Raw genomic sequence first — 22508 nt, 5'->3', positions numbered from 1 at the left:
ACTTCCCGCGAAAAAGCCCCGGGCCCCCGCCAAAAGGGCTGCGGCCCCTGCTGCCGCCAAGAAGCCCTCCGCGGCTTCCAGGCCTGCCGCGGCGCCCGCAAAGGCCGCAGCAGCTCCTGCCGCTCCCGCCAAGAAGGCTGCAGCCCCGAAGAAGGCCGCTGCCCCCAAGAAGGCCGCAGCAGCTCCCGCCGCTGCCGCGCCTGCAGCTCCCGCTGCCGCACCCGCGCCCATCGCGCAAACCCGCCTGGCTCCCCAAGCCGCATGGCCCTTCCCCACAGGCAACAAGCCCTGAGACTTTTCCGGTCTCAAAGCAAAAAGCCCGGCTCTTTGGAGTCGGGCTTTTTTCATCGCCGGGCCGCCCCAAGATGAAAAGTGCCCCCTCGGGGGGCAGCGGTCCTTGCGCAGCGAGGCAAGCGTGGGGGCCATCTTTCATTGTGAAGACCGCGGCTGCGCCGCCGGCCGGTGATCCCGGCTTCAGGGCTGGGCGAAGTCCAGCACGTAGTTCTGCGGGCCACGGCTGGCAATCTTGAGCGCGCCCAGGCGGTTGCCCAGTTCGGCGCAACGCACCAGGTCCCAGCCACGCTCCAGGCCGAACAGCATGGCGCCACGCCATGCGTCGCCACATCCCGTGGGATCGACCACGGCGGCGGGCTGCACCGGCGCCACCAGGGTCTTGGCGCCTTGCACCCAGACCTCGCAGCCCTCTGCCCCCAGCGTCACCACCAGGCCTTGCACCTGCCCGGAAATCTGTTCCAGGCTCCAGCCCGTGCGCTCGCTGAGCATGCGGGCCTCGTAGTCGTTCACGGCTACCCAGTCAGCCTGCTCGATGAAGCTGCGCAGCTCCTGGCCATCGAACATGGGCAGGCCCTGGCCCGGATCGAACACAAAGGGAATGCCGGCCGCCTTGAACTGCTGGGCATGCTCGAGCATGGCCTGGCGGCCATCGGGTGCAATGATGCCCACGCGCACCTGCTCCTTGAGCTCTGGCGTGATGCGGTTGCCGTGGGCCTGCATCATGGCACCCGGGTGGAAGGCCGTGATCTGGTTGTTGTCACGGTCCGTCATGATCATGCACTGGGCCGTGTGCGTGTCCTGCAGCTGGCCGATGTGCGCGGTCTGCACGCCCAGTTCGTCGAGGCGCTGCACATAGTCGGCGCCGTCGCTGCCCACCATGGCCATGGGCCAGGCATCGCCGCCCAGCAAGCGCAAAGCGTAGGCGATGTTGCCCGCGCAGCCGCCGAAATCGCGGCGCAACGTGGGCACCAGGAAGGACACATTGAGGATGTGCAACTGGTCAGGCAGGATCTGGTCGGCAAACCTTCCCTCGAAGGTCATGATGTTGTCGAACGCAAGCGATCCGCAGATGAGAGCGGCCATGGTGTGTCTCGGCTTTCTTGAAAAGTCAGGGGGATTCAGGGATAAAAAACCAGGGCGCGATAGCCGGCAACGGCCGCCTCCAGGCCTTGCACTTCGACCGGGGCCGTCACGCTCCACTCGCCATGGCCCTCGATCTGCGCGGGCGCGCCGAACTGGTCAAGCCGGATCACGCGCCGCAGCAGCAGCTTGTCCTGGGCATCGGTGAGCGTGAGTTCGACAGCGGGCATGGCAACGGGGAAGTCCGAGCGGTTCTCCAGGCTCAGGCTCCATTGGTACTGGCCGTTGCGCGGCAGCTGCCGAAAACCCGAACTGCCGATCACCACATCGCCGATCTGGCGGCGTGGCTGCAGCTCGCAGCCCGCCATGGCGCACAGGGCCTGCAGCGCGGGCGCCAGCGAAGGATGCTGCACGGCCAGCGCATCGCGCTGGCCCCACATGACCTGGCCTGCCAAGGCGCCCACGCCCAGCAGGCTGCCCAGCACAAGCGCCACGCGCACGGCAGGCCGGCGCCAGAAGGCCTTGCGCCGCGCCTGGCGCACAAAGCCGGGCTCGGCCTCGGGCAGCGCGGCCGCAGCCTCACCGCTGCCCTCGCCATCGCTGTCCGGCCAGCGGGAGAACTCTGGCGAAGGCACGGAGGCCTGCGCCTGCGGCTCCGATTCCCGGAGCAGGCCGGTTGGCACGGACGGCGCAGGCGCATCGGACGACTTGTCGGATGGCTTGTCAGATGGCTTATGGGGCCGTGTGAACGGCGCGCTTTCCTCATCCTTTGCCGGTGCGGGCACAGGAGCCGCAGTGTCAGGCTCGGGTCCGAGCAGGCCGTCAACGGCTTGCTCGGCCTGTGCGGCGGGCGGGGACTTCGGCGCTGCCTGGGACGCAGCCAGGATCTCGTCCACCAGCGACGCTCCAGGCAGCGCGCTGCCCGACTCTTCGGCGGCGCTGGCGGAGGGGTCCTTCGCGGTCACGGAGGACGGAGGCGGAGCCTCAGGAGCCAGCACCTCGGCCGGCGGCATGGACGGCGAAGGCTCGGCCCTGGCAGCCGCAGCCGTGGTTGCGGTGGATACCGCAGGTGCGGCAGGTGCGGCAGGTGCGGCAGGTGCGGCAGGTACAGAGGGTGCAACAGGTGCAGCAGGCCCCGATGCGCCCCGCCCCGGCAATCCGCTCGGCGCCGTCGGCAGCCACATGGATTCCCTGAATTCGCGGATGTCATCGTCCTCGAATTCGACCGGGTTGTGCGATGCCCCGCCGGCCACCGGAGTGCCGGCCACCGAGGTGCCGGCCGCATTCACAGGTGCCGTGGGCAGGGGCTGCAGATCCTCGGAGGCATCGAACACTTCATGGCAGACGCCGCAGCGCACCCACCCCTGCGAAATTCGCAGCTGGTCGGCCACCACTTTGAAGCGGGTTCCACAGGCAGGACAGCGGGTGACTTGGCTCATCAGCGATCGATTGTAGGCAGCTGCTCGCGGCCCGCGCCACGAAGGCGGCGGCCGCGCGGGGACTCGGGCTGGAAATCAGGCCGCGCGGCGCGCGGTCATCAGGATCCAGCCATCTTCGCTGTCGGCCACTTCCAGCGCCAGGTACGGCGCATAGGCCTCCTTGAGCTCGTCGGCCTGGCGCTCCAGGATACCGGCCAGCACCAGGCTTCCACCCGCTGCCACGCGGCCGCACAGCAGCGGCGCCAGCACCTTGAGCGGTGTGGCCAGGATGTTGGCCAGCACGGTGCGGTACTCGCCGTTGCCGGCATCGGGCAGGCCCGCTTTCAGTTGCACAGCGTTGGCATCGGCGTTGTAGCGCGTGGACTCCACGGCTGCCGGGTCGATGTCCACCGCGTCGATGTCGGTGGCACCGAACTTGGCTGCGCCAATGGCCAGGATGCCCGAGCCGCAGCCGTAGTCCAGCGTGCGACCAAGACTGCCTTGCGGCTGGCGGGCGATCCAGCGCAGGCACATGCGCGTGGTCGGGTGCGTGCCCGTGCCAAAGGCCAGGCCCGGGTCCAGGCGGATGCTCACGCGCGCCTCGGGCGGCAGCTCGTGCCAGGTGGGAACAATCCAGAATTCGGGCGTGATGTCCACCGGGGCGAACTGCGACTGCGTCAGGCGCACCCAGTCCTGCTCCGGCACCTGCTTGACGGCGATGATGCTGCAGCCCTCGAAGAAGTCCTGGGGCAGCAGCAGATCACGCGCCTCTTCGGCCGCTTGCTGCGAGGGGAACAGTGCCACCAGGCGGCTGCGCTGCCATCCGTCCTTGGGCGGCGGCATGCCGGGCTCGCCGAACAGGGCTTGCTCGGCCTCGGTCTGCGCGTCGGCATCCTCCACCGATACGCTCAGGGCGTCCAGCGCATCCAGCGCATCGCTGACGGTCTCAACCCGGTCTTCCGGGCACAGCAGGCTCAACTCGAACATGGGCCCATCCTTTTCTATGCAATAAATGAAAATGCTGGCCGCCGTCGCCGGGGGCCAGCATGCAGGGTCAATCGGGCAACCTGCTCAACGCTTGTTGGCGTTGCGGTGCGCCAGCCACTCTTCCAGGTAATGGATGTTGGTGCCGCCTTCCATGAACTTGGCGTCCACCATCAGATCCTGATGCAGCGGGATATTGGTCTTGATGCCTTCGACCACGGTCTCCAGCAGCGCCGTGCGCATGCGCGCCAGCGCCTGCTCGCGCGTGTCGCCATGGACGATGATCTTGCCGATCATGGAGTCGTAGTTCGGCGGCACGAAGTAGTTGTTGTAGACGTGCGAGTCCACGCGCACGCCGGGGCCACCGGGGGCATGCCACATGGTGATGCGGCCCGGCGACGGCATGAAGTTGTAGGGATCCTCGGCGTTCACGCGGCACTCGATCGCATGGCCCTTGAGCTGGGCATTGATCTGGCGCTGGGTGAAGGGCAGCTTCTCGCCTGCGGCCACCATGATCTGGGTGCGCACGATGTCCACGCCCGTGATCAGTTCGGTCACCGGATGCTCCACCTGAACGCGGGTGTTCATCTCGATGAAGTAGAACTCGCCGTTTTCAAAGAGGAACTCGAAGGTGCCGGCGCCACGGTAGCCCAGCTTCTTGCAGGCAGCGGCGCAGCGCTCGCCGATCTTCTCGACCAGGCGGCGCGGAATGCCCGGAGCCGGCGCTTCCTCGATGACCTTCTGGTGGCGGCGCTGCATGGAGCAGTCGCGCTCGCCCAGGTAGACCGCGTTGCGGTGGTTGTCCGCCAGGATCTGGATTTCCACATGGCGCGGGTTCTGCAGGAACTTTTCCATGTAGACGGCCGGATTGCCGAAGGCCGCACCGGCCTCGGCCTTGGTCATCTGCACGGCATTGATCAGCGCCGCCTCGGTATGCACCACGCGCATGCCACGGCCACCGCCGCCGCCTGCGGCCTTGATGATCACCGGATAGCCCACGGCCTTGGCGATGCGGCGGATCTGCACGGGATCGTCAGGCAGCTCGCCATCCGAGCCGGGCACGCAGGGGACGCCCGCCTTGATCATGGCCTGCTTGGCCGAGACCTTGTCACCCATGGTGCGGATGTTCTCGGGCGTGGGGCCGATGAAGGTGAAACCGCTCTTTTCCACGCGCTCGGCAAAGTCGGCGTTCTCGCTGAGAAAGCCGTAGCCGGGATGGATGGCCTCGGCGTCGGTCACCTCGGCGGCCGAGATGATGGCCGGCATGTTGAGGTAGCTCAGCGGCGAAGGAGCGGGGCCGATGCACACGGCCTCATCGGCCAGCTTGACGTACTTTGCGTCACGGTCGGCCTCGGAATACACCATCACCGCCTTGATGCCCAGTTCACGGCAGGCGCGCTGGATGCGCAGGGCAATCTCGCCCCGGTTGGCAACCAAAATTTTCTTAAACATGAAGGTCCTCGCGACTTGGTGCCTGCGCCGGTACGCAGGCCGAAGCCGTCAGTTGAGCCAATTGCTCTGTCGCGCCGCGGCATGCGTTCGCGCCAGGGCGTCGTGCCGCTTGCGGCATCGCTCGCCTGCAGGTTACTCGATCACGAACAGGGGCTGGCCGTACTCTACCGCCTGGCCGTTTTCGCCCAGGATGCGCGTGATCGTGCCGCTCTTGTCGGCTTCGATCTCGTTGAGAATCTTCATCGCCTCGATGATGCAGATGGTCTCGCCTTCCTTGACCTGGTTGCCCACTTCCACGAAGGGCTTGCCGCCAGGGCTGGAGGCGCGGTAGAAAGTGCCGACCATGGGCGACTTCACCACGTGGCCGGAGACGGCTGCCTCGGCCGGTGCCGCCACGGGCGCTGCGGGGGCAGCGGCGACGGGTGCCGTCATCGGCGCGGCCATGGGAGCCTGCATGGGCGCTGCCACATAGTGCTGCACCACGGCGCCTTCGCTCTTGACGATCCGGACCTTGCCCTCTGCTTCGGTGATCTCCAGTTCCGACACGTTCGATTCGGACACCAGATCAATGAGGGTCTTGAGTTTTCGCAAATCCATGGGAGCTCCAGCGGCTAACAACTAAATAGGGCGCGAATTTACTCCAATTTCGCCCTTCTGCGTGCTTTGAGGCATATTTTTCATCAACGTCGCCATGGAATTCAGGGCATTTCCTGAGCTTTCACAGCTTCGGCGATGCGAAAAATCAGCCTTTTGCGCTCCAGGAAGCCAGATCTTCGGTAGTAAGCTCACCTATTTTACGTTGCTGCACCATGCCATCTTCGCCGAGCAGCACGGTGAAGGGCAGTCCGCCCTGCAGATTGCCCAGCGAGCGGGTCAGGCCCAGACCGCCTTCCACCGCCAGCGCCACAGGGTAACGCAGGGGTGTGCGACCCAGGAAGCGCTGCACGGCCTCCGGCTTGTCCACGGCCAGGCCAATGACCTGAATACCATGCTGGTTTTGGCGCGCCGAGAAGGCATCGAGCATGGGCAGCTCGCGCACGCAGGGCGGGCACCAGGTGGCCCAGAAATTGACCAGCACCGGCTTGCCGCGCCAGCGTGACAGCGTCATGGCCGAGCCATCGGGCGTGATGAAGCGCTGCTGCCACAGCTGCTCTTCGGCACTGGCATCCATGGCGTGCGGCTGAAAACGCCACCACGCAAACCCTGCTCCACCCAGGCCTGCGGCGGCGGCAACGCCGCCCATCAGCCAACGGCGGCGGGAAGATGTGTTTTGCCCTGCATCCACTGAATCAGCCACGGTCGGCCTCCTCTTCATCCTGATCCAACAGCCTGCGCAGCGCCTCGGCGCTGCCGCGCGGGCTGCGCCCCTGGCCGTCGGGCTTGAGTGCGCCACGCAGATCATCATGGTCATACACCAGCAGATGCACGCCCACGGACTCGTTCAAAGGGCGGCAGAAGGCGTGGATGCTCAAGGCCTCCACGGCCTGCCCCGTAAAGCCGGTGACGGTGCTGGGTTCGTACTCCACATGCTGGTTGATCAGCGCGATCTCGGCCGACTTGGGGTCGTCGCAGAACAGCTGCAGGTAAACATCGGACAGGCGGGTGGCTGTGCCGCGCCAGACGGCGCCGGCCAGATGGGGCCGGAACTCGGCCAGGCGGTCCATCCATTGCAGGGCCAGTTCGCGCAGGGCCTGCAGTTCCTGGGGCTGGGTGTCGGCGCAGAACAGGGCAATGTATTCGCGCACGGCCTCTTCCACCAGGTCGTTGCCCGGCAGCGCGGTGCGCGCGGGCAGCCCCAGTTGGCGAAGTGCGCGGTGCTTGGCCGCCCCCCATTCCAGCCCTTCCTCGACCACGAGGCGGGCCGCGGTCTGGGCAATTTCGGCAGTGGCTTGGTCCATGGCTTTCCGATCCGCTGTATCCCTACATATATATAAGAGGCCTTCCCTGTGGATGGCCCCGGGCCATTGTGACCCAAGCCGCGGCACCGCCGGCCGCGGACGGGCTTTGCACGTTCCCGCCAGCGCCTTGCACCGGCGATTTCGCAACCTTGTGTTTCCGGGACCCGGTGCCTGCTGGGCCGCAAGCTCCTGTTTTTGCAGGACAGCCCTCCCGGACATGACGGCAACCGTAGAATGCCCGGCCATGCACATACATATTCTGGGCATCTGCGGCACCTTCATGGGCGGACTGGCCGCACTGGCGCGCGAGGCTGGGCACCGCGTCACAGGCTGCGACGCTGGCGTCTATCCGCCGATGAGCGATCAGTTGCGTGCACTGGGCATCGACCTGATCGAGGGCTACGGCGCCGACCAGATGGCCCTGCAACCCGACATGTATGTCGTGGGCAACGTGGTCAGCCGCGCGCGGCTGCCCGACGGCAGCCCCAAGTTCCCGCTGATGGAGGCGATTCTTGAAAGCGGCGCCCCCTACACCAGCGGTCCGCAATGGCTTTGCGAACAGGTGCTGCACCATCCGTCCTGCCCGCGCCATGTGCTGGCCGTGGCCGGCACCCACGGCAAGACGACCACGACGTCGATGCTGGCCTGGATTCTCGAATGCGCAGGCCTGGCTCCGGGCTTTCTGGTCGGCGGCGTGCCACTGGACTTCGGCGTCTCGGCCCGCCTGGGCGCATCCAGCCGTCCGACGCCAGGCCAGGGGCCGGCCGGCGCGGAGCCCGTCTTCGTCATCGAGGCCGATGAATACGACACGGCCTTTTTCGACAAGCGCAGCAAGTTCGTGCACTACCGCCCGCGCACGGCCGTGCTCAACAACCTGGAGTTCGACCACGCCGACATCTTCGAGGACCTCGGCGCCATCGAACGCCAGTTCCACCATCTCGTGCGCACCGTTCCCGCCTCCGGGCGGCTGGTGGTCAACGGCATAGAGGAAAGCATCACCCGCGTGCTGCACCAGGGCTGCTGGAGCGAGGTCTCCAGCTTCGGTGCGGTGGTCAGCGATTTCAGTGCCCAGGGCGATCCCAGCGCCTTCGACGTGCTGCACCGTGGCCACAAGGTCGCGCGCCTGGAATGGGCACTGACCGGGGAGCACAACCAGCTCAATGCGCTGGCCGCCATTGCAGCGGCCGAGCATGTGGGCGTGACGCCGGCGCAGGCCTGCGAAGCGCTGGCGCGCTTTCAGAACGTCAAGCGACGCATGGAGCTGCGCGGCATGGCGGGTGGCGTGTCCGTCTACGACGACTTCGCCCACCATCCCACGGCCATCCGCACCACGCTGGACGGCCTGCGCCGCAAGCTCGGCAGCCAGGCACGCATCCTGGCGGTGTTCGAGCCGCGCAGCAACACCATGAAGCTGGGCACCATGAAGTCGCAACTGCCCTGGGCCCTGGAAAGCGCCGATCTGGTGTTCTGCCACACTGCCGGCCTGGACTGGGATGCTGCCGAGGCGCTGCGCCCCCTGGGCGTGGGAGCCGGCCACAAGGCGCAGGTGGCTGCAGACATCGATACGCTGATCGGGCAGATCCGCGCTGCCGCCCGCCCCGGCGACCACGTGGTGTGCATGAGCAATGGCGGCTTCGGTGGCATTCACCCCAAGCTGCTGGCGGCGCTGCAGGCCGCAGGCTGAACCGGGCACAGCCCCCAATGAAAGAAGCCCGGGTCATGCCCAGGCTTCTTTGCTGTATCGCTATCTGTCCGTCGTCAGTAACTGATGGACATGGCCGGCACATCGACACGGATCAGCGGCTTGGACAGCACGGCCTGGGCGGCCACGGCATAGCTGTTGCGCCATTGCTCGTCGTCGAACAGCCCGGAGCGCGAACGCGCCGCACGCGCCACCACCACCAGCTTGTCGGCCAGCAGAACCTTGCCGCTGGCGCGCAGGGGTTCGCAGTCCATGGAGATGAACTGCTGGTCCAGCCAATGCCGTCCTTCATCGGAACTCATGGGGGTGAGCCCGCTGGTGTCCGTGCGGTACTCTTGTCCGGCATCCAACACCACAATCACTTCGCTGCGCATGGAACTCCTCTCTTCATTACGGGATACGGCCCTGTGCCTGCTCATGCAGACAGGGCTGTCACTCATGCCCTGAGCTTAACCGCAAGCGCCTTTTCCACACCCCGGGCAAGCTGACATGCCTCAAGTGCCAGAGACTGGCACCGGCGCTGGAGCCGGCACTGCCGCCAGCAGGTGTTTCAAGGCCTGCCAGCGCCTGCCCAAAGGTGCAAACGTACAATGGCCGACAGATTTGGCCCCCGTTTTTTCATGGACCTCACCGCATGACAACCGACACCACGCACCAGAAACTGCTCGACCAGTTGCAGCAACTCGAAGACGAGTTGCGCAGCCAGAGCCTCTGGTCGGCCGTGGCGCCCAGCCCTGAGGCCATGGCATCGACCATGCCGTTCATGTACGACACGCTCAAGCTGCAGGAATGGCTGCAGTGGGTTTTCCTGCCCCGGCTGCGTGCCGTGGTCGATGCCCGCGGCCAATTGCCCTGCCAAAGCCACGTGCATCCACTGGCCGAGCATGAATGGAGCCAGCCCGTGGCATTCGACAAGCGCCAGTTGCTGGTCCTGCTGCTGGGCATTGACGACACGCTGAACCAGGGCGGACTGACCCCGCCGGACGCCACGCCGCCACACTGAACAAGAAAACCGGGACATGGAAAAAACGGGGCATGCATGCCCCGTTTTCTTTTCCGGCTCAGGCGGCAACCAGGGCCGCAGCCGGCTCGGGATGCTTGACGCGGCGCTGCTGCACGGCGTCGGACAGCTCGGCCAGCGTTGCCAGGGAATCATCCCAGCCCAGGCAGGCATCGGTGATGCTCTGGCCGTAGGTCAGCGCAGCCACCTCATCCTTGCCGGGCGTGAACTTCTGGGCACCGCCCACGAGATGGCCTTCGATCATCACGCCGAAGACGCTGCGCGAGCCGCCGCTGATCTGTCCGGCGATGTCGCGTGCCACATCCTTTTGGCGCTCATGCTGCTTGGAGCTGTTGGCGTGGCTGCAGTCCACCATCAGCGTGGGAGGCAGGCCGGCCTTTTCCAGATCCTCGCAGGCTGCGGCCACGTTGGCCGCGTCGTAGTTGGGGGTCTTGCCGCCGCGCAGGATGACGTGGCAATCCTGGTTGCCCGCCGTGTTCACGATGGCAACCTGGCCATTCTTGTGCACGGACAGGAAGTGGTGGCCGCGGCTGGCCGACTGGATGGCGTCGGTGGCGATGCGGATGTTGCCGTCCGTGCCGTTCTTGAAGCCGATGGGCGCCGAGATGCCCGAGGCCAGTTCACGGTGGACCTGGCTTTCCGTGGTGCGCGCACCGATGGCGCCCCAGCTGATCAGATCGGCAATGTACTGGGGCGAGATCACGTCCAGGAACTCGCTGGCGGCCGGCACGCCCAGGCGGTTGATGTCGATCAGCAGTTGCCGCGCAATGCGCAGGCCTTCGTCGATGCGGTAGCTCTGGTCCAGGTAGGGATCGTTGATCAAACCCTTCCAGCCCACGGTGGTGCGCGGCTTTTCGAAGTACACGCGCATCACGATCTCCAGCGTGTCCTTGTACTGCTCGCGTATGGGCGCCAGGCGGCGTGCGTACTCGATGGCGGCCGCCGGATCGTGGATGGAGCAGGGGCCGACGATGACCAGCAGGCGGTCATCCTCGCCAGCCATGATGTTGTGGATGGTGCGGCGGGTGTCGCCGATCAGGGTTTCGACGGCCGTACCGCGGATGGGGAAGAAGCGAATGAGGTGCTCGGGAGGGGGCAACACGGTGATGTCCTTGATACGTGCGTCGTCGGTTTGGCCAGTCTTTTGGGAACCGCCGCGATACCAGGAATCGGCGAGGGAAGCTTGATGAGCAGTCATTGCTTGCTTTCGTGAGGAAAGATGGATCGTGGAAAACGGAGCGAAGAATCGGGAGGGAAAAACAAAAAACCGCCGGGCTTTACAGCTTCGGCGGTTTTGAGGGAGGTTTGTTCGGGTGCGCGCGCTTACCTCTCTTCCGCCGGGGAGGAGAACCAAAAGTAAAAGTAGAAGGAGGCACGGGCTTGCATGGGGATCGAATGTAGCACAGTCATTTTTCGCAGTGCAACATGGACATGAAGGCGGGGAAGCTGCCGTTCACCGTGCCACAGAGAGAAAGCAAAAAATCATTGACGCAATAAAACTGCTTTTTTCTCAGTTTCACGCAAAAATTCTTCATGCATATGTAGAAAATCACGATGCCATGCAGTTTTATTGCCATCAGCCATGAAAACGTGCAAACCCCGGGAAATGATGCATCTGCGCGTCACGCGAGGGCCCGATCAACGCCGCAGCAACGCGTCACGCAGCCTGCGCAGGGCCCGGCGCACAGCGCTCAAGGGTTGCCATCGGCGCGCCTTGTAACCAGACAGAATGGAAGTCACATCGGCTTCGCCGGCCACGGCAGCGGATTCGGCAAACATGTCCGTCAGCAGGCATGCATCGCCCAGCAGACGCCAGCCCAGGCGCTCGCAGCGGCGGAAGTGCTCGGGCTCCTGGGCATCGCCCACCAGCACGGACTGCTGCCAGGCGTGGACGGCCTCCCTGAAGCCTTTGAGCAGACGCTGGTAGGCAGGAAATTCGTAGAGGGCATGCCAGCCCGTGGCCAGCGTGGTGAGAAAGTGCTGGTGGTCCAGCACCGCCAGGTCAAGCTGCTGTATGGCGTCTTCCACCGCGGGGCGCGGGCTGCCCGCATAGCGCACGCGCACGGACTCGTCCAGCGCGACGGCCAGCAAGGCCAGTTGCTGGTGCATGGGCTGCAGGTCGCCCACGATCAGCTCATGCTGCCAGAAGCGGCTCAGCCGCGACTCGCCGGCCCAGGCACGCCATTGCTTCGGCAGGCTGCGCAGGGGATGGACGGAGGTCCGCGGGCCTGGCCGGGAGGAAAAGGAAAGCTGGGTCATGGAATCGGCGCCGGGCGGCGCCCACCGAACGCGGCGGGCCGCGCCAGGCAGGACAGGGCCCGGCCTGCCGTGCAGGGCGCGGGCATGGGACCGTCAGGCCGTGCCGCCCACCGTCAGGCCGTCGATGCGCAGCGTGGGCTGGCCCACGCCCACGGGCACGCTCTGGCCTTCCTTGCCGCAGGTGCCCACGCCGCTGTCCAGACGCATGTCGTTGCCGATCATGGTGATGTGCTTGAGCGATTCCGGGCCGCTGCCCACGATGGTCGCGCCCTTGACGGGGTACTGGATCTTGCCGTTCTCGACCCAATAGGCCTCGCTGGCGGAGAACACGAACTTGCCGCTGGTGATATCGACCTGGCCGCCGCCGAAGTTGGTGGCGTACAGGCCCTTCTTGATCGAGGCCACGATTTCCTGCGGCTCCCGGTCGCCACCGAGCATGTAGGTGTTGGTCATGCGCGGCATGGGAATGTGGGCATAGCTTTCGCGGCGGCCGTTGCCCGTGGGCTTGACGCCCATCAGGCGGGCATTCATCGCGTCCTGGATGTAGCCCTTGAGGATGCCGTCCTCGATCAGCACATTGCTCTGGCTGGTGCAGCCTTCGTCATCGACGTTGAGCGAGCCGCGGCGATCGGCCAGCGTGCCGTCATCCAGCACGGTGACGCCCTTGGCAGCCACGCGCTGGCCGATGCGGCCGCTGAAGGCGCTGGCGCCCTTGCGGTTGAAGTCGCCTTCCAGACCGTGGCCCACGGCTTCGTGCAGCAGCACGCCGGGCCAGCCTGGGCCAAGCACCACGGTCATCTCGCCAGCCGGCGCGGGACGGGATTCCAGGTTGGTGAGGGCCGCGCTCACGGCCTCGTCCACGTACTGGGTGATCTGCTCGTCGCTGAAATAGGCCAGGCCGAAACGGCCACCGCCGCCGGCAGAGCCCACCTCACGCCGGCCCTTTTGCTCAGCGATCACGGTAACCGACAGGCGCACCAGCGGCCGCACGTCGGCCGCCAGCGTGCCATCGGCACGGGCCACCAGCACCACGTCGTACTCGCTGGCCAGGCCGGCCATGACCTGGACGACGCGCGGGTCCTTGGCGCGGGCCAGTTTCTCGACCTTGCCCAGCAGCTCGACCTTGGCCGTGCTGTCCAGCGTGGCGATGGGGTCCAGGCCGGGATACAGCGAGCGGCTTTGCGCAATCTTGGGAGCATTGGCGCGCACGCGCTTGCTCTGGGCCGCGCCCGAGATGGAGCGCACGGTGCGCGCGGCATCCAGCAGCGAGGCTTCGGAAATATCGTCGGAATAGGCAAATGCCGTCTTCTCGCCACTGACCGCACGCACGCCCACGCCCTGGTCGATGCTGAAGCTGCCGGTCTTGACGATGCCCTCTTCCAGGCTCCAGCCTTCGGCGCGGGTGTACTGGAAGTAGAGGTCGGCGTCGTCGACCTGGTGGCTGCGGATCTCGGCCAGTGCGCGCGCGAGATGGGTTTCATCGAGCCCGAAGGGCTCAAGCAGCAACTGGCGCGCTGTGGCCAGGCGTTCAATGGTGGGTTCGCGGGAGATCATTCACGCATTGTAGAGAGCCGGCCATGCCCTCGCCGTGCAACGGCTGCGGCCAGCGGCTTGCCAGCCCACAAAAAAGAACGGAATGCCGCTCCACCAGGCTGAGCGGCATTCCGTAGGCATGCATCCGCGTGGATGGCGAACATGCTGGCCCATGTCCGCACTTGCTTTGTAGCCTGCCCTGGCGGCGCTGGCAAGTGAGCAGACTCCCGTAGAAGCTATCGAAAAAGGAGCAACTAGCGCTTTTGGAGTCTCATTTTCCAAGCCAAATCGCAGGAAGGAATGCGACGCCCGATACCGCAGGCATCCAGACTCTTTGACATTTGCGGGCGCCTTTGGCGCCGCAAAGTGCGATTCAGAGCGGCCCGCCGCCCTCGCCCGGCAGCTGCCGCTGCGAGCGCGCCACCGACATCAGCACGCCCAGAGCCAGCCCCAGCGTGACCATGGCCGTGCCGCCATAGCTGATGAAGGGCAGCGGCACGCCGACCACGGGCAGGATGCCGCTGACCATGCCCATGTTCACGAAGGCATAGGTGAAGAAGATCATGGCCACGGCTGCCGCCATGAGTCGCGCGAACAGCGAGTTGGCCTGGATGGCGATGGCCAGCCCGCGCCAGACCAGCAGCAGGAAGGAGACGATGATGAACAGGTTGCCAACCAGTCCGAACTCCTCGGAATAGGCCGCGAAGATGAAGTCGGTCGTGCGCTCGGGGATGAACTCCAGGTGGGTCTGTGTGCCCGCCATGAAGCCCTTGCCCCAGACGCCGCCCGAACCGATGGCGATCATCCCCTGGATGATGTGGAATCCCTTGCCCAGCGGATCGCGCGTGGGGTCCAGCAGGGTGCAGACACGGGTTTGCTGGTATTCATGCAGCACAGGCCAGCGCACGCCGTCGGCGCACAGCTGGGGCTCGTACAGCACGATGAGCGTGATGCCGATGGCGCCGGCCAGCACGGGCGGCACGATGAGTTTCCAGGGCAGGCCCGCGAAAAAGATCACGGACAGGCCTGCGGCCATCACCAGCAGCGAGGTGCCCAGGTCAGGCTGCTTCATGATCAGCCCCACGGGCACCAGGAGCAGGACCATGGCGATCACGAAGTCCGTGCCGCGCAGCTGGCCCTCGCGGCGCTGAAACCACCAGGCCAGCATCAGCGGCGTGGCGATCTTCAGCAGTTCGCTGGGCTGGATCACCACGCCCACGTTGACCCAGCGCTGCGCCCCCTTCTTGGTGATGCCGAACAGCGCCACCGCCACCAGCAACGCCACGCCCAGCATGTACAGCGGCACGGCCACCTTCATGAGCTGCTGCGGGGGAATCTGGGCCACCACAAAGAGGATGGCCGCCGCGATCAGCATGTTGCGCCCATGGTCGGTGAAGCGCGTGCCGTGGTCGAAGCCCGAGGAGTACATGGCGATCAGCCCCGCCGACGCCAGCATGCCCACGAACAGCAGCAACCAGAAGTCAAAGCCCCGCAGCAGCGGGGCAACACGTTGCCAGAGGGAGGGCTTGTCGAATTCGGTCACGGGGATGGTCGGTCGCGGGCACGGGCCGCCATTATCCCGTGGCGCATGCGGCCCAGCCCGGCGCAGGGTTGCCCACGGAGGCGGTTGTCATCCAGCTGTCGGCCCGGGCCTTCCCTGCTGGGCGCCGCCTGCCGCAGCGGCCACAATGGGCCATGAGCCGTCCGGGCCGCATCCCGCGCCCGGCCCCAGCAACGCAAAGGAGAGCGCCCGCCATGACCACCACCCATTTGCTGTACCTGCACGGCTTTCGCTCCTCTCCCCAATCCAACAAGGCCCGGCGCCTGGCCGAGCATGTGGCCACGCGCCATCCCCATGTGCGCTGGTGGAGCCCGCAACTGCCCCCTTCCCCGCGCGAGGCGGCTGCCCTGATTGCCGATGGCATCGGCAGCTGGCCGCGCGAGACCATGGCCGTGATCGGCTCCTCGCTGGGCGGCTACTACGCCAGCTGGGTGGCCCAGCTGGCGCGCTGCCGCAGCGTGATGATCAACCCGGCCGTCAACCCGGCGCGCGATCTTGAAAAGTACATCGGCGAGCAGACTTCCTGGCACAACCCGGAGGAGCGTTTCTTCTTCCGCCGCGAATACATCGAGGAGCTGCGCGCGCTGGACACGCGCCACATGACACCGGCCGCCCCCGAAATGCTGCTGGCGGCCGAGGGCGACGAGGTGCTGGACTGGCGCGAGATGAGCGCACGTTATCCGCATGCGCTGCAGATCATCCAGGAGGGCGGCGATCACGCGCTGAGCAACTTCGAGGAGTACTTGCCTCAGCTGGACGAGTTCCTGAATCTGGCCTGATGCCGCGCAAGACTGCGCGGCAGCTGCCAGCCGCAGCATGGGAGAATGTCGGGCTATGCACGCATTGTTTGAAGAATCCGGCAAGTTCCTGGCCGGCCGCATCCTCTCCGAAGCCGACACCTCCGCCCAGGTGGAGCTGGACTCGGGCAAACGGGTCAAGGTCAAGTCGGCCAACATCCTGCTCAAGTTCGACAAGCCGGCGCCTGCCGAACTGATCGCCCAGGCGCAGGCGCAGGCCGCCCAGATCGATCTGGACCTGGCCTGGGAATTCGCCCCCGAGGAGGAATTCGGCTTTGCCGACCTTGCACGCGACTATTTCTCGGACAAGGCCACGCTGGCCGAGCAGGCCGGCGCGCTGTTCCGCCTCTACGACGCCCCGCACTACTTCCGCCGTTCCGGCAAGGGCCGCTTCAAGAAGGCGCCGGCCGAGATCCTGCAGCAGGCGCTGGCCGGCATAGAAAAGAAAAAGCAGATCCAGGCCCAGATCACGGCCTGGGCCGAGCAACTGGGCGCCGGCGAATGCCCCGGCCCCATCCGCGAGCAGCTCTACAAGATCCTGTTCCGCCCCGACAAGAACGCCGCCGAATACAAGGCCGTGGTCGAGGCCAGCCGCGCCACGCGCCTGGCCCCGCTGGACCTGCTGCACAGGGCCGGCGCCATTGAATCGGCCTACGAGTTCCACTGGAAGCGCTTCCTGTTCGACCACTTCCCCAAGGGCACGCAGTTCCCGGCCCTGCAGGCACCCCAGCCACCGGCCGACCTGCCGCTGGCCGAGGTCCAGGCGTTTTCCATCGATGACTCGGCCACCACCGAAATCGACGATGCGCTGTCGGTGCGCGGCCTGGGCACGGGCACGGTCACCGTGGGTATCCACATTGCCGCGCCCGGTCTGGCCATCGTGCCGGGCACGCCGCTGGACCAGCTCGGCCGCTCGCGCCTGTCCACCGTCTACATGCCCGGCTACAAGATCACCATGCTGCCCGACGAGGTGGTGCAGATCTACACGCTGGACGAAGGCCGCGCCAACCCCGCCGTGTCGCTGTACGTCACCGTGGACGAGGCCACGCTGGAGACCACGGCCAGCGAGACGCGCCTGGAGCGCGTGCCCGTGCAGGTCAACTTCCGCCATGACAAGCTGGACCACATCGTCACCGAGCAGTGGCTGGCCGACCCCTCCTTCGAGGTCGAGGGCACGCCCGAAGTGCTGCAAGGCAAGCGCGCCGAACTGACGTTCCTGCAGCGCTGGGCCAAGCATCTGAAGGCCGGGCGCGAACTGGTGCGCGGCAAGCCCGAGAACTTCAACCGCCCCGACTACAACTTCCGCCTCGTGGGCAACGGCGGCGCCGAGCCCCGCGGCAACGAGCAGGTGGAAATCAGCGTGCGCAAGCGCGGCGCGCCGCTGGACCTGATCGTGGCCGAGGCCGCCATCGTGGCCAACAGCACCTGGGGCGGCTGGATGGCCGAGCTCGGCGTGCCCGGCATCTACCGCAGCCAGGCCAGCCTGGCGCCCGGCATCAAGGTGCGCATGTCCACCAAGGCGCAGCCCCATGCAGGCATCGGCGTCAAGAGCTATGCCTGGGCCACCTCGCCGCTGCGCCGCTACGTGGACCTGGTCAACCAGTGGCAGATCATTGCCTGCGCGCGCCACGGCAAGACCGCCGCCCTGGCCGCACCGTTCAAGCCCAAGGATGCCGAGCTGTTCGGCATCATCAGCAGCTTCGACGGTGCCTACAGCGCCTACAACGGCTACCAGGCCGGCATGGAGCGGTTCTGGACGCTCAAGTACCTGCAGCAGCACGCCATCACCGAGCTGACGGCCACCGTCATCAAGGAAGGCATGGGCGGCGGCCTGCTGGTGCGCGCCGATGACCTGCCCCTGGTCTTCCCCGTGCTGGGCGTCACCGGCCTGCCGCGCGGCGCCCATGTGCGCGTGCGCCTGGGCGAGATCGACGAGATCGCGCTCGATGTCTCGGGCACGCTGATCGAGCGCCTGGATGGCGATGCGGCGGCCGCTGCCGATGGCGCCGAAGACAGCGCCGAGGATGACGAGGAAGCCGTGGCCGGCCCCATCGCCATCGCCGTGGACATGAACGAGACCGATGGCACACCGGCGGCCGACCCCGCCCAGCCCTGACCTGCCTCACATCCGAGCAACTGCCCCAGATCTGACGTGAAACTGCCTACCGCCCTCCGTTCCCTGAGCACGCTGCAGTTGGCACTGGGCGTTTCCATCGCCCTGCATGCCGGGTTGTTCTCGTTCCGGTTCATCGACCCGGAGCGCTTCGACCGCGTGTTCCAGGACACGCCGCTGGAAGTCATCCTGGTCAATGCCCGCGCCAACGAGCAGCCCGACAAGGCGCAGGCCATCGCGCAGACCTCGCTGGCCGGCGGCGGCGAGGCCGACAAGGGCCGGGCCTCCAGCCCCATGCCCTACTCGGCACTCACGGCCGTGGGCGACGACTTCGAGGAACGCCAGCGCCAGATCGACTCCATGCAGGAGCAGCAGACCGTCTTGCTGACGCAGTTGCGCAAGCAGGTCGCGGCCCTGCCGCCGCTGGACCCGCGCGAGGCGGCCAAGCAGACCAAGGAGCAGCAGGCCCAGCAGGAAAAGCGCCAGCAGCTGGTAAAGCTGCTGGCCGAGATCGAAAAGCGCATCAACGAGGAAAACGCCCGCCCCAAGAAGCGCTATATCAGCCCGTCCACTCGCGAGGCCGTCTACGCCATCTACTACGACGGCCTGCGCCGCAAGGTCGAGGACAAGGGCACGGAAAACTTCCCCGAGCAGGCCGGCAAGAAGCTCTACGGCGAGCTGGTCATGATCCTCACCGTCAACCACGACGGGCGGGTGCTGTCCACCGAGATCGTGCAGGGCTCGGGCAACCGCCTGCTGGACACCCGGGCCGAGGCCATTGCACGTGCGGCCGGCCCCTTCGGCCATTTCGGCCCCGCCATGCGCGCCAAGGCCGACCAGATCGCCGTGGTCTCGCGCTTCAAGTTCACCCGCGAGCAGACGCTGCAGACGACGGTGCAGTAGCGCCCTCCTCTTGTCTTCGCGCACTCTCCTTTTCCGACATGACTTCCGCCGCCAACTCCTCCGACCGCTACTGCGTCATGGGCAACCCCGTCGCGCACAGCCGCTCGCCCTGGATCCATGCCCGCTTTGCCGAACTGTGCGGGCAGGACCTGCACTACGAGCGCCAGCATGTGGAGCTGCAAGGCTTTGCCGAGGCCGTGCGCGGCTTCGTCGCGGCAGGCGGGCGCGGCTGCAACGTCACCGTGCCCTTCAAGCTGGAGGCCGCACAGCTAGCCACCACCTCCAGCGAGCGCGTGCAACTGGCCGGCGCCGCCAACACCCTGGTGCTGGCGGCGGACGGCATCCATGCCGACAACACCGACGGCCTGGGCCTGGTGGCCGACATCGTGCGCAATGCGGGCGTGCCGCTGGCCGGGCGCGACCTGCTGCTGCTGGGCGCGGGTGGCGCCGCAGCCGGCGCACTGGGCTCGCTGCTTGCCAAGCGCCCGCGCCGCATCGCCGTGGTCAACCGCACCTTCGAGCGCGCCCAGGCCCTGGTGCAGCGCCATGCCGCCATCGCCGCGCACCATGGCGTGGAACTGGTGGCGCTGGAGCAGCAGGCGGTGGATGAGGATTTCGACGTGGTCATCAACGCCACCGCCAGCAGCCTGGCCGGTGCCGAGGTGCCCGTGCCGGCCCGCGTGCTGCGGCCTGGCAGCCTGGCCTACGACATGATGTACGGCGCCGCAGCCCAGGGCTTCATGCAATGGGCCGAGCACCATGGCGCCCAGGCCCGCGACGGGCTGGGCATGCTGGTGGAGCAGGCGGCCGAATCGTTCGCGCTGTGGCGCGGCATGCGCCCGCCTTCGGCCCAGGTGCTGAACGAGCTGCGCGCCCATATTGCTCAAGGCGGCTGAGCGCTCTATGAAATCCCTGGCACGCGCCCTGCTGCTGGTGCTGTGCGCCGGCCTGCTGCTGCAGCTGTTCTTTGTGCTGCGCATTGCGCTGATGGTGGTGGTCGATCCCGAATCCACGGCCTTTCAGCGCTCCGAGGCCTGGCAGATGCTGCGCAGCTCCGAAGGCCTGCACTGGAGCCAGCAATGGCTGCCCTACGACCGCATCGCGCCCACGCTCAAGCGCGCCGTCATCGCCTCCGAAGATGACAGCTTCACCGAACACCACGGGGTGCAATGGGAGGCCATCGAGAAGGCCTGGCAGCGCAACCAGCGCGCCGAAGCCCGTGCCCAGAAGGCAGACAACGGCAAGGCGCCCAAGATCTACGGTGGCTCCACCATCACCCAGCAGCTGGCCAAGAACCTGCTGCTGTCGGGCGAACGCAGCTTGCTGCGCAAGGGCCAGGAACTGGTGCTGACCCAGCTGCTGGAACTGATGCTGAGCAAGCAGCGCATCCTGGAGATCTACCTCAACAGCGTGGAATGGGGCCAGGGCGTGTTTGGCGCGGAGGCTGCAGCCCGCCACTACTTCCGCAAGAGCGCCTCACAACTCAGCGCGGCCGAGGCCGCACGCCTGGCCGTGATGCTGCCCCAGCCCAAGCGCTTCGAGAAGCTGCCCAACTCCGGCTATCTGCTGCAGCGCACGCGCACGGTCATGCAAAGAATGCCCAGCGCCGTCATCCCCTGAACGGCTACAGTCACGCCATGCGCATTCTTGGAATAGACCCCGGGCTGCAGACCACGGGATTCGGCGTGATCGACGTCGACGGCCACCGCCTGGCCTATGTGGCCAGCGGCACCATCCGCACCACCGGCATCGCGCTCGGCGACCTGCCGGGCCGGCTCAAGCTGCTGTTCGACGGCATCTCGGAAGTCGCCAGCCGCTACCAGCCCGACACCTCGGCCGTGGAAATCGTCTTCGTCAACGTCAACCCCCAGTCCACGCTGCTGCTGGGCCAGGCGCGCGGCGCCGCGCTCACGGCCCTGGTCAATGCGGGCCTGCCGGTCGCCGAATACACGGCACTGCAGATGAAAAAGGCCATGACCGGCCACGGCCGCGCGGCCAAGAGCCAGATCCAGGAAATGGTGCGCCGCCTGCTGCAACTGCCCGGCCTGCCCGGCACCGACGCAGCCGACGCCCTGGGCCTGGCCATCACCCACGCCCATGCGGGCGCCGCCATGTCGAAGATGGCCGAGGTCACGCAGCTGCAGCGCCGCCAGCATGCCGTCTACAAGGGCGGCAGGGTGTATTGACTCCCCCTGAGGCGCTGCGCGTCTTCCCCCTGAGGGGGACGACAGCCTAGCTGTGGGGCAGCCCTTGCTTGCTATCTCTCGCCTGAGCGCGCCCCCGCAAGCGCCATGGTCTCGATCTCGCTACCGCAACTGCGTTGGATGGGATGCGAGTCAGAGCCGCCCTCAGACGATGCGTCCAAAGAACAGCACGGCGAAGAAGGTCACGCCGGCAATCACGGTCCACTTGAGGATGATGAAGCCCCAGCGCTTGTAGTGCGGCCGGCCCGTGCCCAGGTAGAACGCGAAGGAGACGGCCGAGGCCAGCAGCAGCAGGGTGGCCAGCCAGCGGAAGATCAGCATGGCGGCGCTCGCCTCACCAGGCCCGCGCGGGCTGGGCGAAGCCCTTGGGTGCCTGGCGCTCGCTGTCGAAGCTGACCAGTTCCCAGGCGTCGGGCTGGGCCAGCAGGGCACGCAGCAACTGGTTGTTCATGCCGTGGCCCGAGCGGAAGGCGCTGTAGGCGGCCAGCAGCGGCCTGCCGATCAGGTACAGGTCGCCGATGGCGTCGAGGATCTTGTGCTTGGCGAACTCGTCGTCGTAGCGCAGGCCGTCGCTGTTGAGCACCTTGTAGTCGTCCATGACGATGGCGTTGTCCATGCCGCCGCCCAGCGCCAGGCCATGGCTGCGCAGCATTTCCACGTCCTTGGTGAAGCCGAAGGTGCGCGCGCGTGCGATGTCGCGCGTGTAGTTGTCCTCGCCCATGTCGAACTCCACGCACTGGCCCGTGGAGTCCACGGCCGGATGGGCGAAGTCGATCTCGAAGCGCAGCTTGAAGCCGTGGTAGGGGTCGAAGCGCGCCCACTTGAGGTTCTGGCCCTCGCCCTCGCGCACCTCGACGGGGCGGATGACGCGGATGAAGCGCTTGGGAGCCTTCTGCAGCTCGATGCCCGCGCTTTGCAGCAGGAACACGAAGGAGGCGGAGGAGCCGTCGAGGATGGGCACTTCCTCGGCGGTGATGTCTATATAGATGTTGTCGAGCCCGAGACCGGCAATGGCCGACATCAGGTGCTCCACGGTATGCACCTTGGCGCCGCCGGTGCCGATGGTGGAGGCCATGCGCGTGTCGGTGACGGCTTCGGCCGAGATCGGGATGTCCACAGGCTCCGGCAGGTCCACGCGACGGAACACGATGCCGGTGTCGGGCTGCGCGGGTCGCAGCGTCAACTCGACGCGCTGGCCGCTGTGCAGGCCCACGCCAACGGCACGGGTGATCGTCTTGATGGTGCGTTGTTGGAGCATCCGGCTATTTTAGAACGCGGCAGCCGTGCGC

General features: G+C 66.5%; 22 protein-coding genes and 1 pseudogene. 9 read left to right on the top strand and 14 right to left on the bottom strand.

The genetic code is table 11. The annotated features are described in order from the left end of the window. Positions 1-292 (top strand): annotated as a pseudogene (locus BW39_RS31980) (hypothetical protein); the annotation flags it as partial. Positions 293-474: 182 nt separating this feature from the next. On the opposite strand, the gene BW39_RS12560 reads toward BW39_RS31980, so the two are convergent. From BW39_RS12560 to BW39_RS12530, 7 genes are all read right to left on the bottom strand, one after another. Beyond that, the gene (locus tag BW39_RS12560) at positions 475-1377 is read right to left on the bottom strand and encodes a carbohydrate kinase family protein (RefSeq protein WP_012203428.1); all 903 of its coding nucleotides are present in this window, start codon (positions 1375-1377) and stop codon (positions 475-477) included. Positions 1378-1412: 35 nt separating this feature from the next. Then, on the bottom strand, positions 1413-2813 hold the full coding sequence (locus BW39_RS12555) for a zinc-ribbon and DUF3426 domain-containing protein (protein ID WP_043822048.1): 1401 nt from the start codon (positions 2811-2813) through the stop codon (positions 1413-1415). A 75-nt stretch (positions 2814-2888) separates the two neighbouring features. Beyond that, entirely contained in the window at positions 2889-3779 is an 891-nt protein-coding gene (gene prmA / locus BW39_RS12550) for a 50S ribosomal protein L11 methyltransferase (RefSeq protein ID WP_012203426.1), read from the bottom strand. Between the two features lie 84 nt (positions 3780-3863). Next, the gene (gene accC / locus BW39_RS12545; protein WP_012203425.1) at positions 3864-5228 is read right to left on the bottom strand and encodes an acetyl-CoA carboxylase biotin carboxylase subunit; all 1365 of its coding nucleotides are present in this window, start codon (positions 5226-5228) and stop codon (positions 3864-3866) included. A 132-nt stretch (positions 5229-5360) separates the two neighbouring features. Next, on the bottom strand, positions 5361-5825 hold the full coding sequence (gene accB / locus BW39_RS12540; RefSeq protein ID WP_043822046.1) for an acetyl-CoA carboxylase biotin carboxyl carrier protein: 465 nt from the start codon (positions 5823-5825) through the stop codon (positions 5361-5363). 145 nt (positions 5826-5970) lie between these two features. Further along, positions 5971-6471 (bottom strand): TlpA family protein disulfide reductase, encoded by a 501-nt coding sequence (locus tag BW39_RS12535; protein ID WP_043822045.1) that lies wholly within the window; start codon positions 6469-6471, stop codon positions 5971-5973. A 46-nt stretch (positions 6472-6517) separates the two neighbouring features. After that, positions 6518-7126 (bottom strand): hypothetical protein, encoded by a 609-nt coding sequence (locus BW39_RS12530; RefSeq protein WP_043822044.1) that lies wholly within the window; start codon positions 7124-7126, stop codon positions 6518-6520. 244 nt (positions 7127-7370) lie between these two features. Between BW39_RS12530 and mpl the strand changes: the two genes are divergently transcribed. Next, complete coding sequence (gene mpl, locus BW39_RS12525) at positions 7371-8810, top strand: UDP-N-acetylmuramate:L-alanyl-gamma-D-glutamyl-meso-diaminopimelate ligase (protein ID WP_043822042.1); 1440 nt, start codon at positions 7371-7373, stop codon at positions 8808-8810. 74 nt (positions 8811-8884) lie between these two features. On the opposite strand, the gene BW39_RS12520 is transcribed toward mpl, so the two are convergent. Continuing rightward, the gene (locus BW39_RS12520) at positions 8885-9202 is read right to left on the bottom strand and encodes a hypothetical protein (protein ID WP_012203420.1); all 318 of its coding nucleotides are present in this window, start codon (positions 9200-9202) and stop codon (positions 8885-8887) included. Positions 9203-9462: 260 nt separating this feature from the next. Between BW39_RS12520 and BW39_RS12515 the strand changes: the two genes are divergently transcribed. Beyond that, entirely contained in the window at positions 9463-9831 is a 369-nt protein-coding gene (locus tag BW39_RS12515) for a YqcC family protein (protein ID WP_034390510.1), read from the top strand. 58 nt (positions 9832-9889) lie between these two features. Here the strand turns inward: BW39_RS12515 and BW39_RS12510 are convergent, their stop codons facing one another. From BW39_RS12510 to rodA, 4 genes are all read right to left on the bottom strand, one after another. Next, on the bottom strand, positions 9890-11047 hold the full coding sequence (locus BW39_RS12510; RefSeq protein ID WP_012203418.1) for a 3-deoxy-7-phosphoheptulonate synthase: 1158 nt from the start codon (positions 11045-11047) through the stop codon (positions 9890-9892). Between the two features lie 440 nt (positions 11048-11487). Further along, the gene (locus BW39_RS12505) at positions 11488-12108 is read right to left on the bottom strand and encodes a hypothetical protein (RefSeq protein WP_013804100.1); all 621 of its coding nucleotides are present in this window, start codon (positions 12106-12108) and stop codon (positions 11488-11490) included. Positions 12109-12201: 93 nt separating this feature from the next. Continuing rightward, positions 12202-13662: a metalloprotease TldD gene (gene tldD / locus BW39_RS12500; protein WP_012203417.1), complete on the bottom strand. Its 1461-nt coding sequence runs from the start codon at positions 13660-13662 to the stop codon at positions 12202-12204. A gap of 352 nt (positions 13663-14014) precedes the next feature. Next, entirely contained in the window at positions 14015-15184 is a 1170-nt protein-coding gene (rodA, locus tag BW39_RS12495) for a rod shape-determining protein RodA (RefSeq protein WP_013804102.1), read from the bottom strand. 212 nt (positions 15185-15396) lie between these two features. On the opposite strand from rodA, the gene BW39_RS12490 reads away from it, so the two are divergent. From BW39_RS12490 to ruvC, 6 genes are read left to right on the top strand one after another with little or no spacing between them, the layout of a single operon-like run. Then, positions 15397-15981 (top strand): YqiA/YcfP family alpha/beta fold hydrolase, encoded by a 585-nt coding sequence (locus BW39_RS12490; protein WP_012203415.1) that lies wholly within the window; start codon positions 15397-15399, stop codon positions 15979-15981. Between the two features lie 55 nt (positions 15982-16036). Beyond that, the gene (locus BW39_RS12485) at positions 16037-18115 is read left to right on the top strand and encodes a ribonuclease catalytic domain-containing protein (protein ID WP_012203414.1); all 2079 of its coding nucleotides are present in this window, start codon (positions 16037-16039) and stop codon (positions 18113-18115) included. 36 nt (positions 18116-18151) lie between these two features. Further along, positions 18152-19015 carry an energy transducer TonB gene (locus tag BW39_RS12480; protein WP_012203413.1) on the top strand — a complete coding sequence of 288 codons (864 nt, stop codon included), beginning with the start codon at positions 18152-18154 and terminating at the stop codon, positions 19013-19015. Between the two features lie 38 nt (positions 19016-19053). Beyond that, entirely contained in the window at positions 19054-19911 is an 858-nt protein-coding gene (gene aroE, locus BW39_RS12475) for a shikimate dehydrogenase (protein ID WP_043822041.1), read from the top strand. Positions 19912-19918: 7 nt separating this feature from the next. Next, positions 19919-20635: a monofunctional biosynthetic peptidoglycan transglycosylase gene (gene mtgA, locus BW39_RS12470; protein WP_012203411.1), complete on the top strand. Its 717-nt coding sequence runs from the start codon at positions 19919-19921 to the stop codon at positions 20633-20635. 17 nt (positions 20636-20652) lie between these two features. Continuing rightward, positions 20653-21201 carry a crossover junction endodeoxyribonuclease RuvC gene (gene ruvC / locus BW39_RS12465; protein ID WP_012203410.1) on the top strand — a complete coding sequence of 183 codons (549 nt, stop codon included), beginning with the start codon at positions 20653-20655 and terminating at the stop codon, positions 21199-21201. Between the two features lie 162 nt (positions 21202-21363). On the opposite strand, the gene BW39_RS31685 is transcribed toward ruvC, so the two are convergent. Together BW39_RS31685 and lpxC are read right to left on the bottom strand one after the other, a co-directional pair. After that, the gene (locus BW39_RS31685) at positions 21364-21540 is read right to left on the bottom strand and encodes a hypothetical protein (RefSeq protein WP_012203407.1); all 177 of its coding nucleotides are present in this window, start codon (positions 21538-21540) and stop codon (positions 21364-21366) included. A gap of 13 nt (positions 21541-21553) precedes the next feature. After that, positions 21554-22477 carry a UDP-3-O-acyl-N-acetylglucosamine deacetylase gene (lpxC, locus tag BW39_RS12460; protein ID WP_012203406.1) on the bottom strand — a complete coding sequence of 308 codons (924 nt, stop codon included), beginning with the start codon at positions 22475-22477 and terminating at the stop codon, positions 21554-21556. Positions 22478-22508: the final 31 nt, after the last annotated feature.

It is taken from the genome of Delftia sp. RIT313 (genome assembly GCF_000632165.1).
GTDB lineage: Bacteria > Pseudomonadota > Gammaproteobacteria > Burkholderiales > Burkholderiaceae_C > Comamonas > Comamonas acidovorans.
The sequence above is the reverse complement of the archived record's forward strand: the minus strand, read 5'-3'. Positions and strand labels throughout refer to the sequence as shown.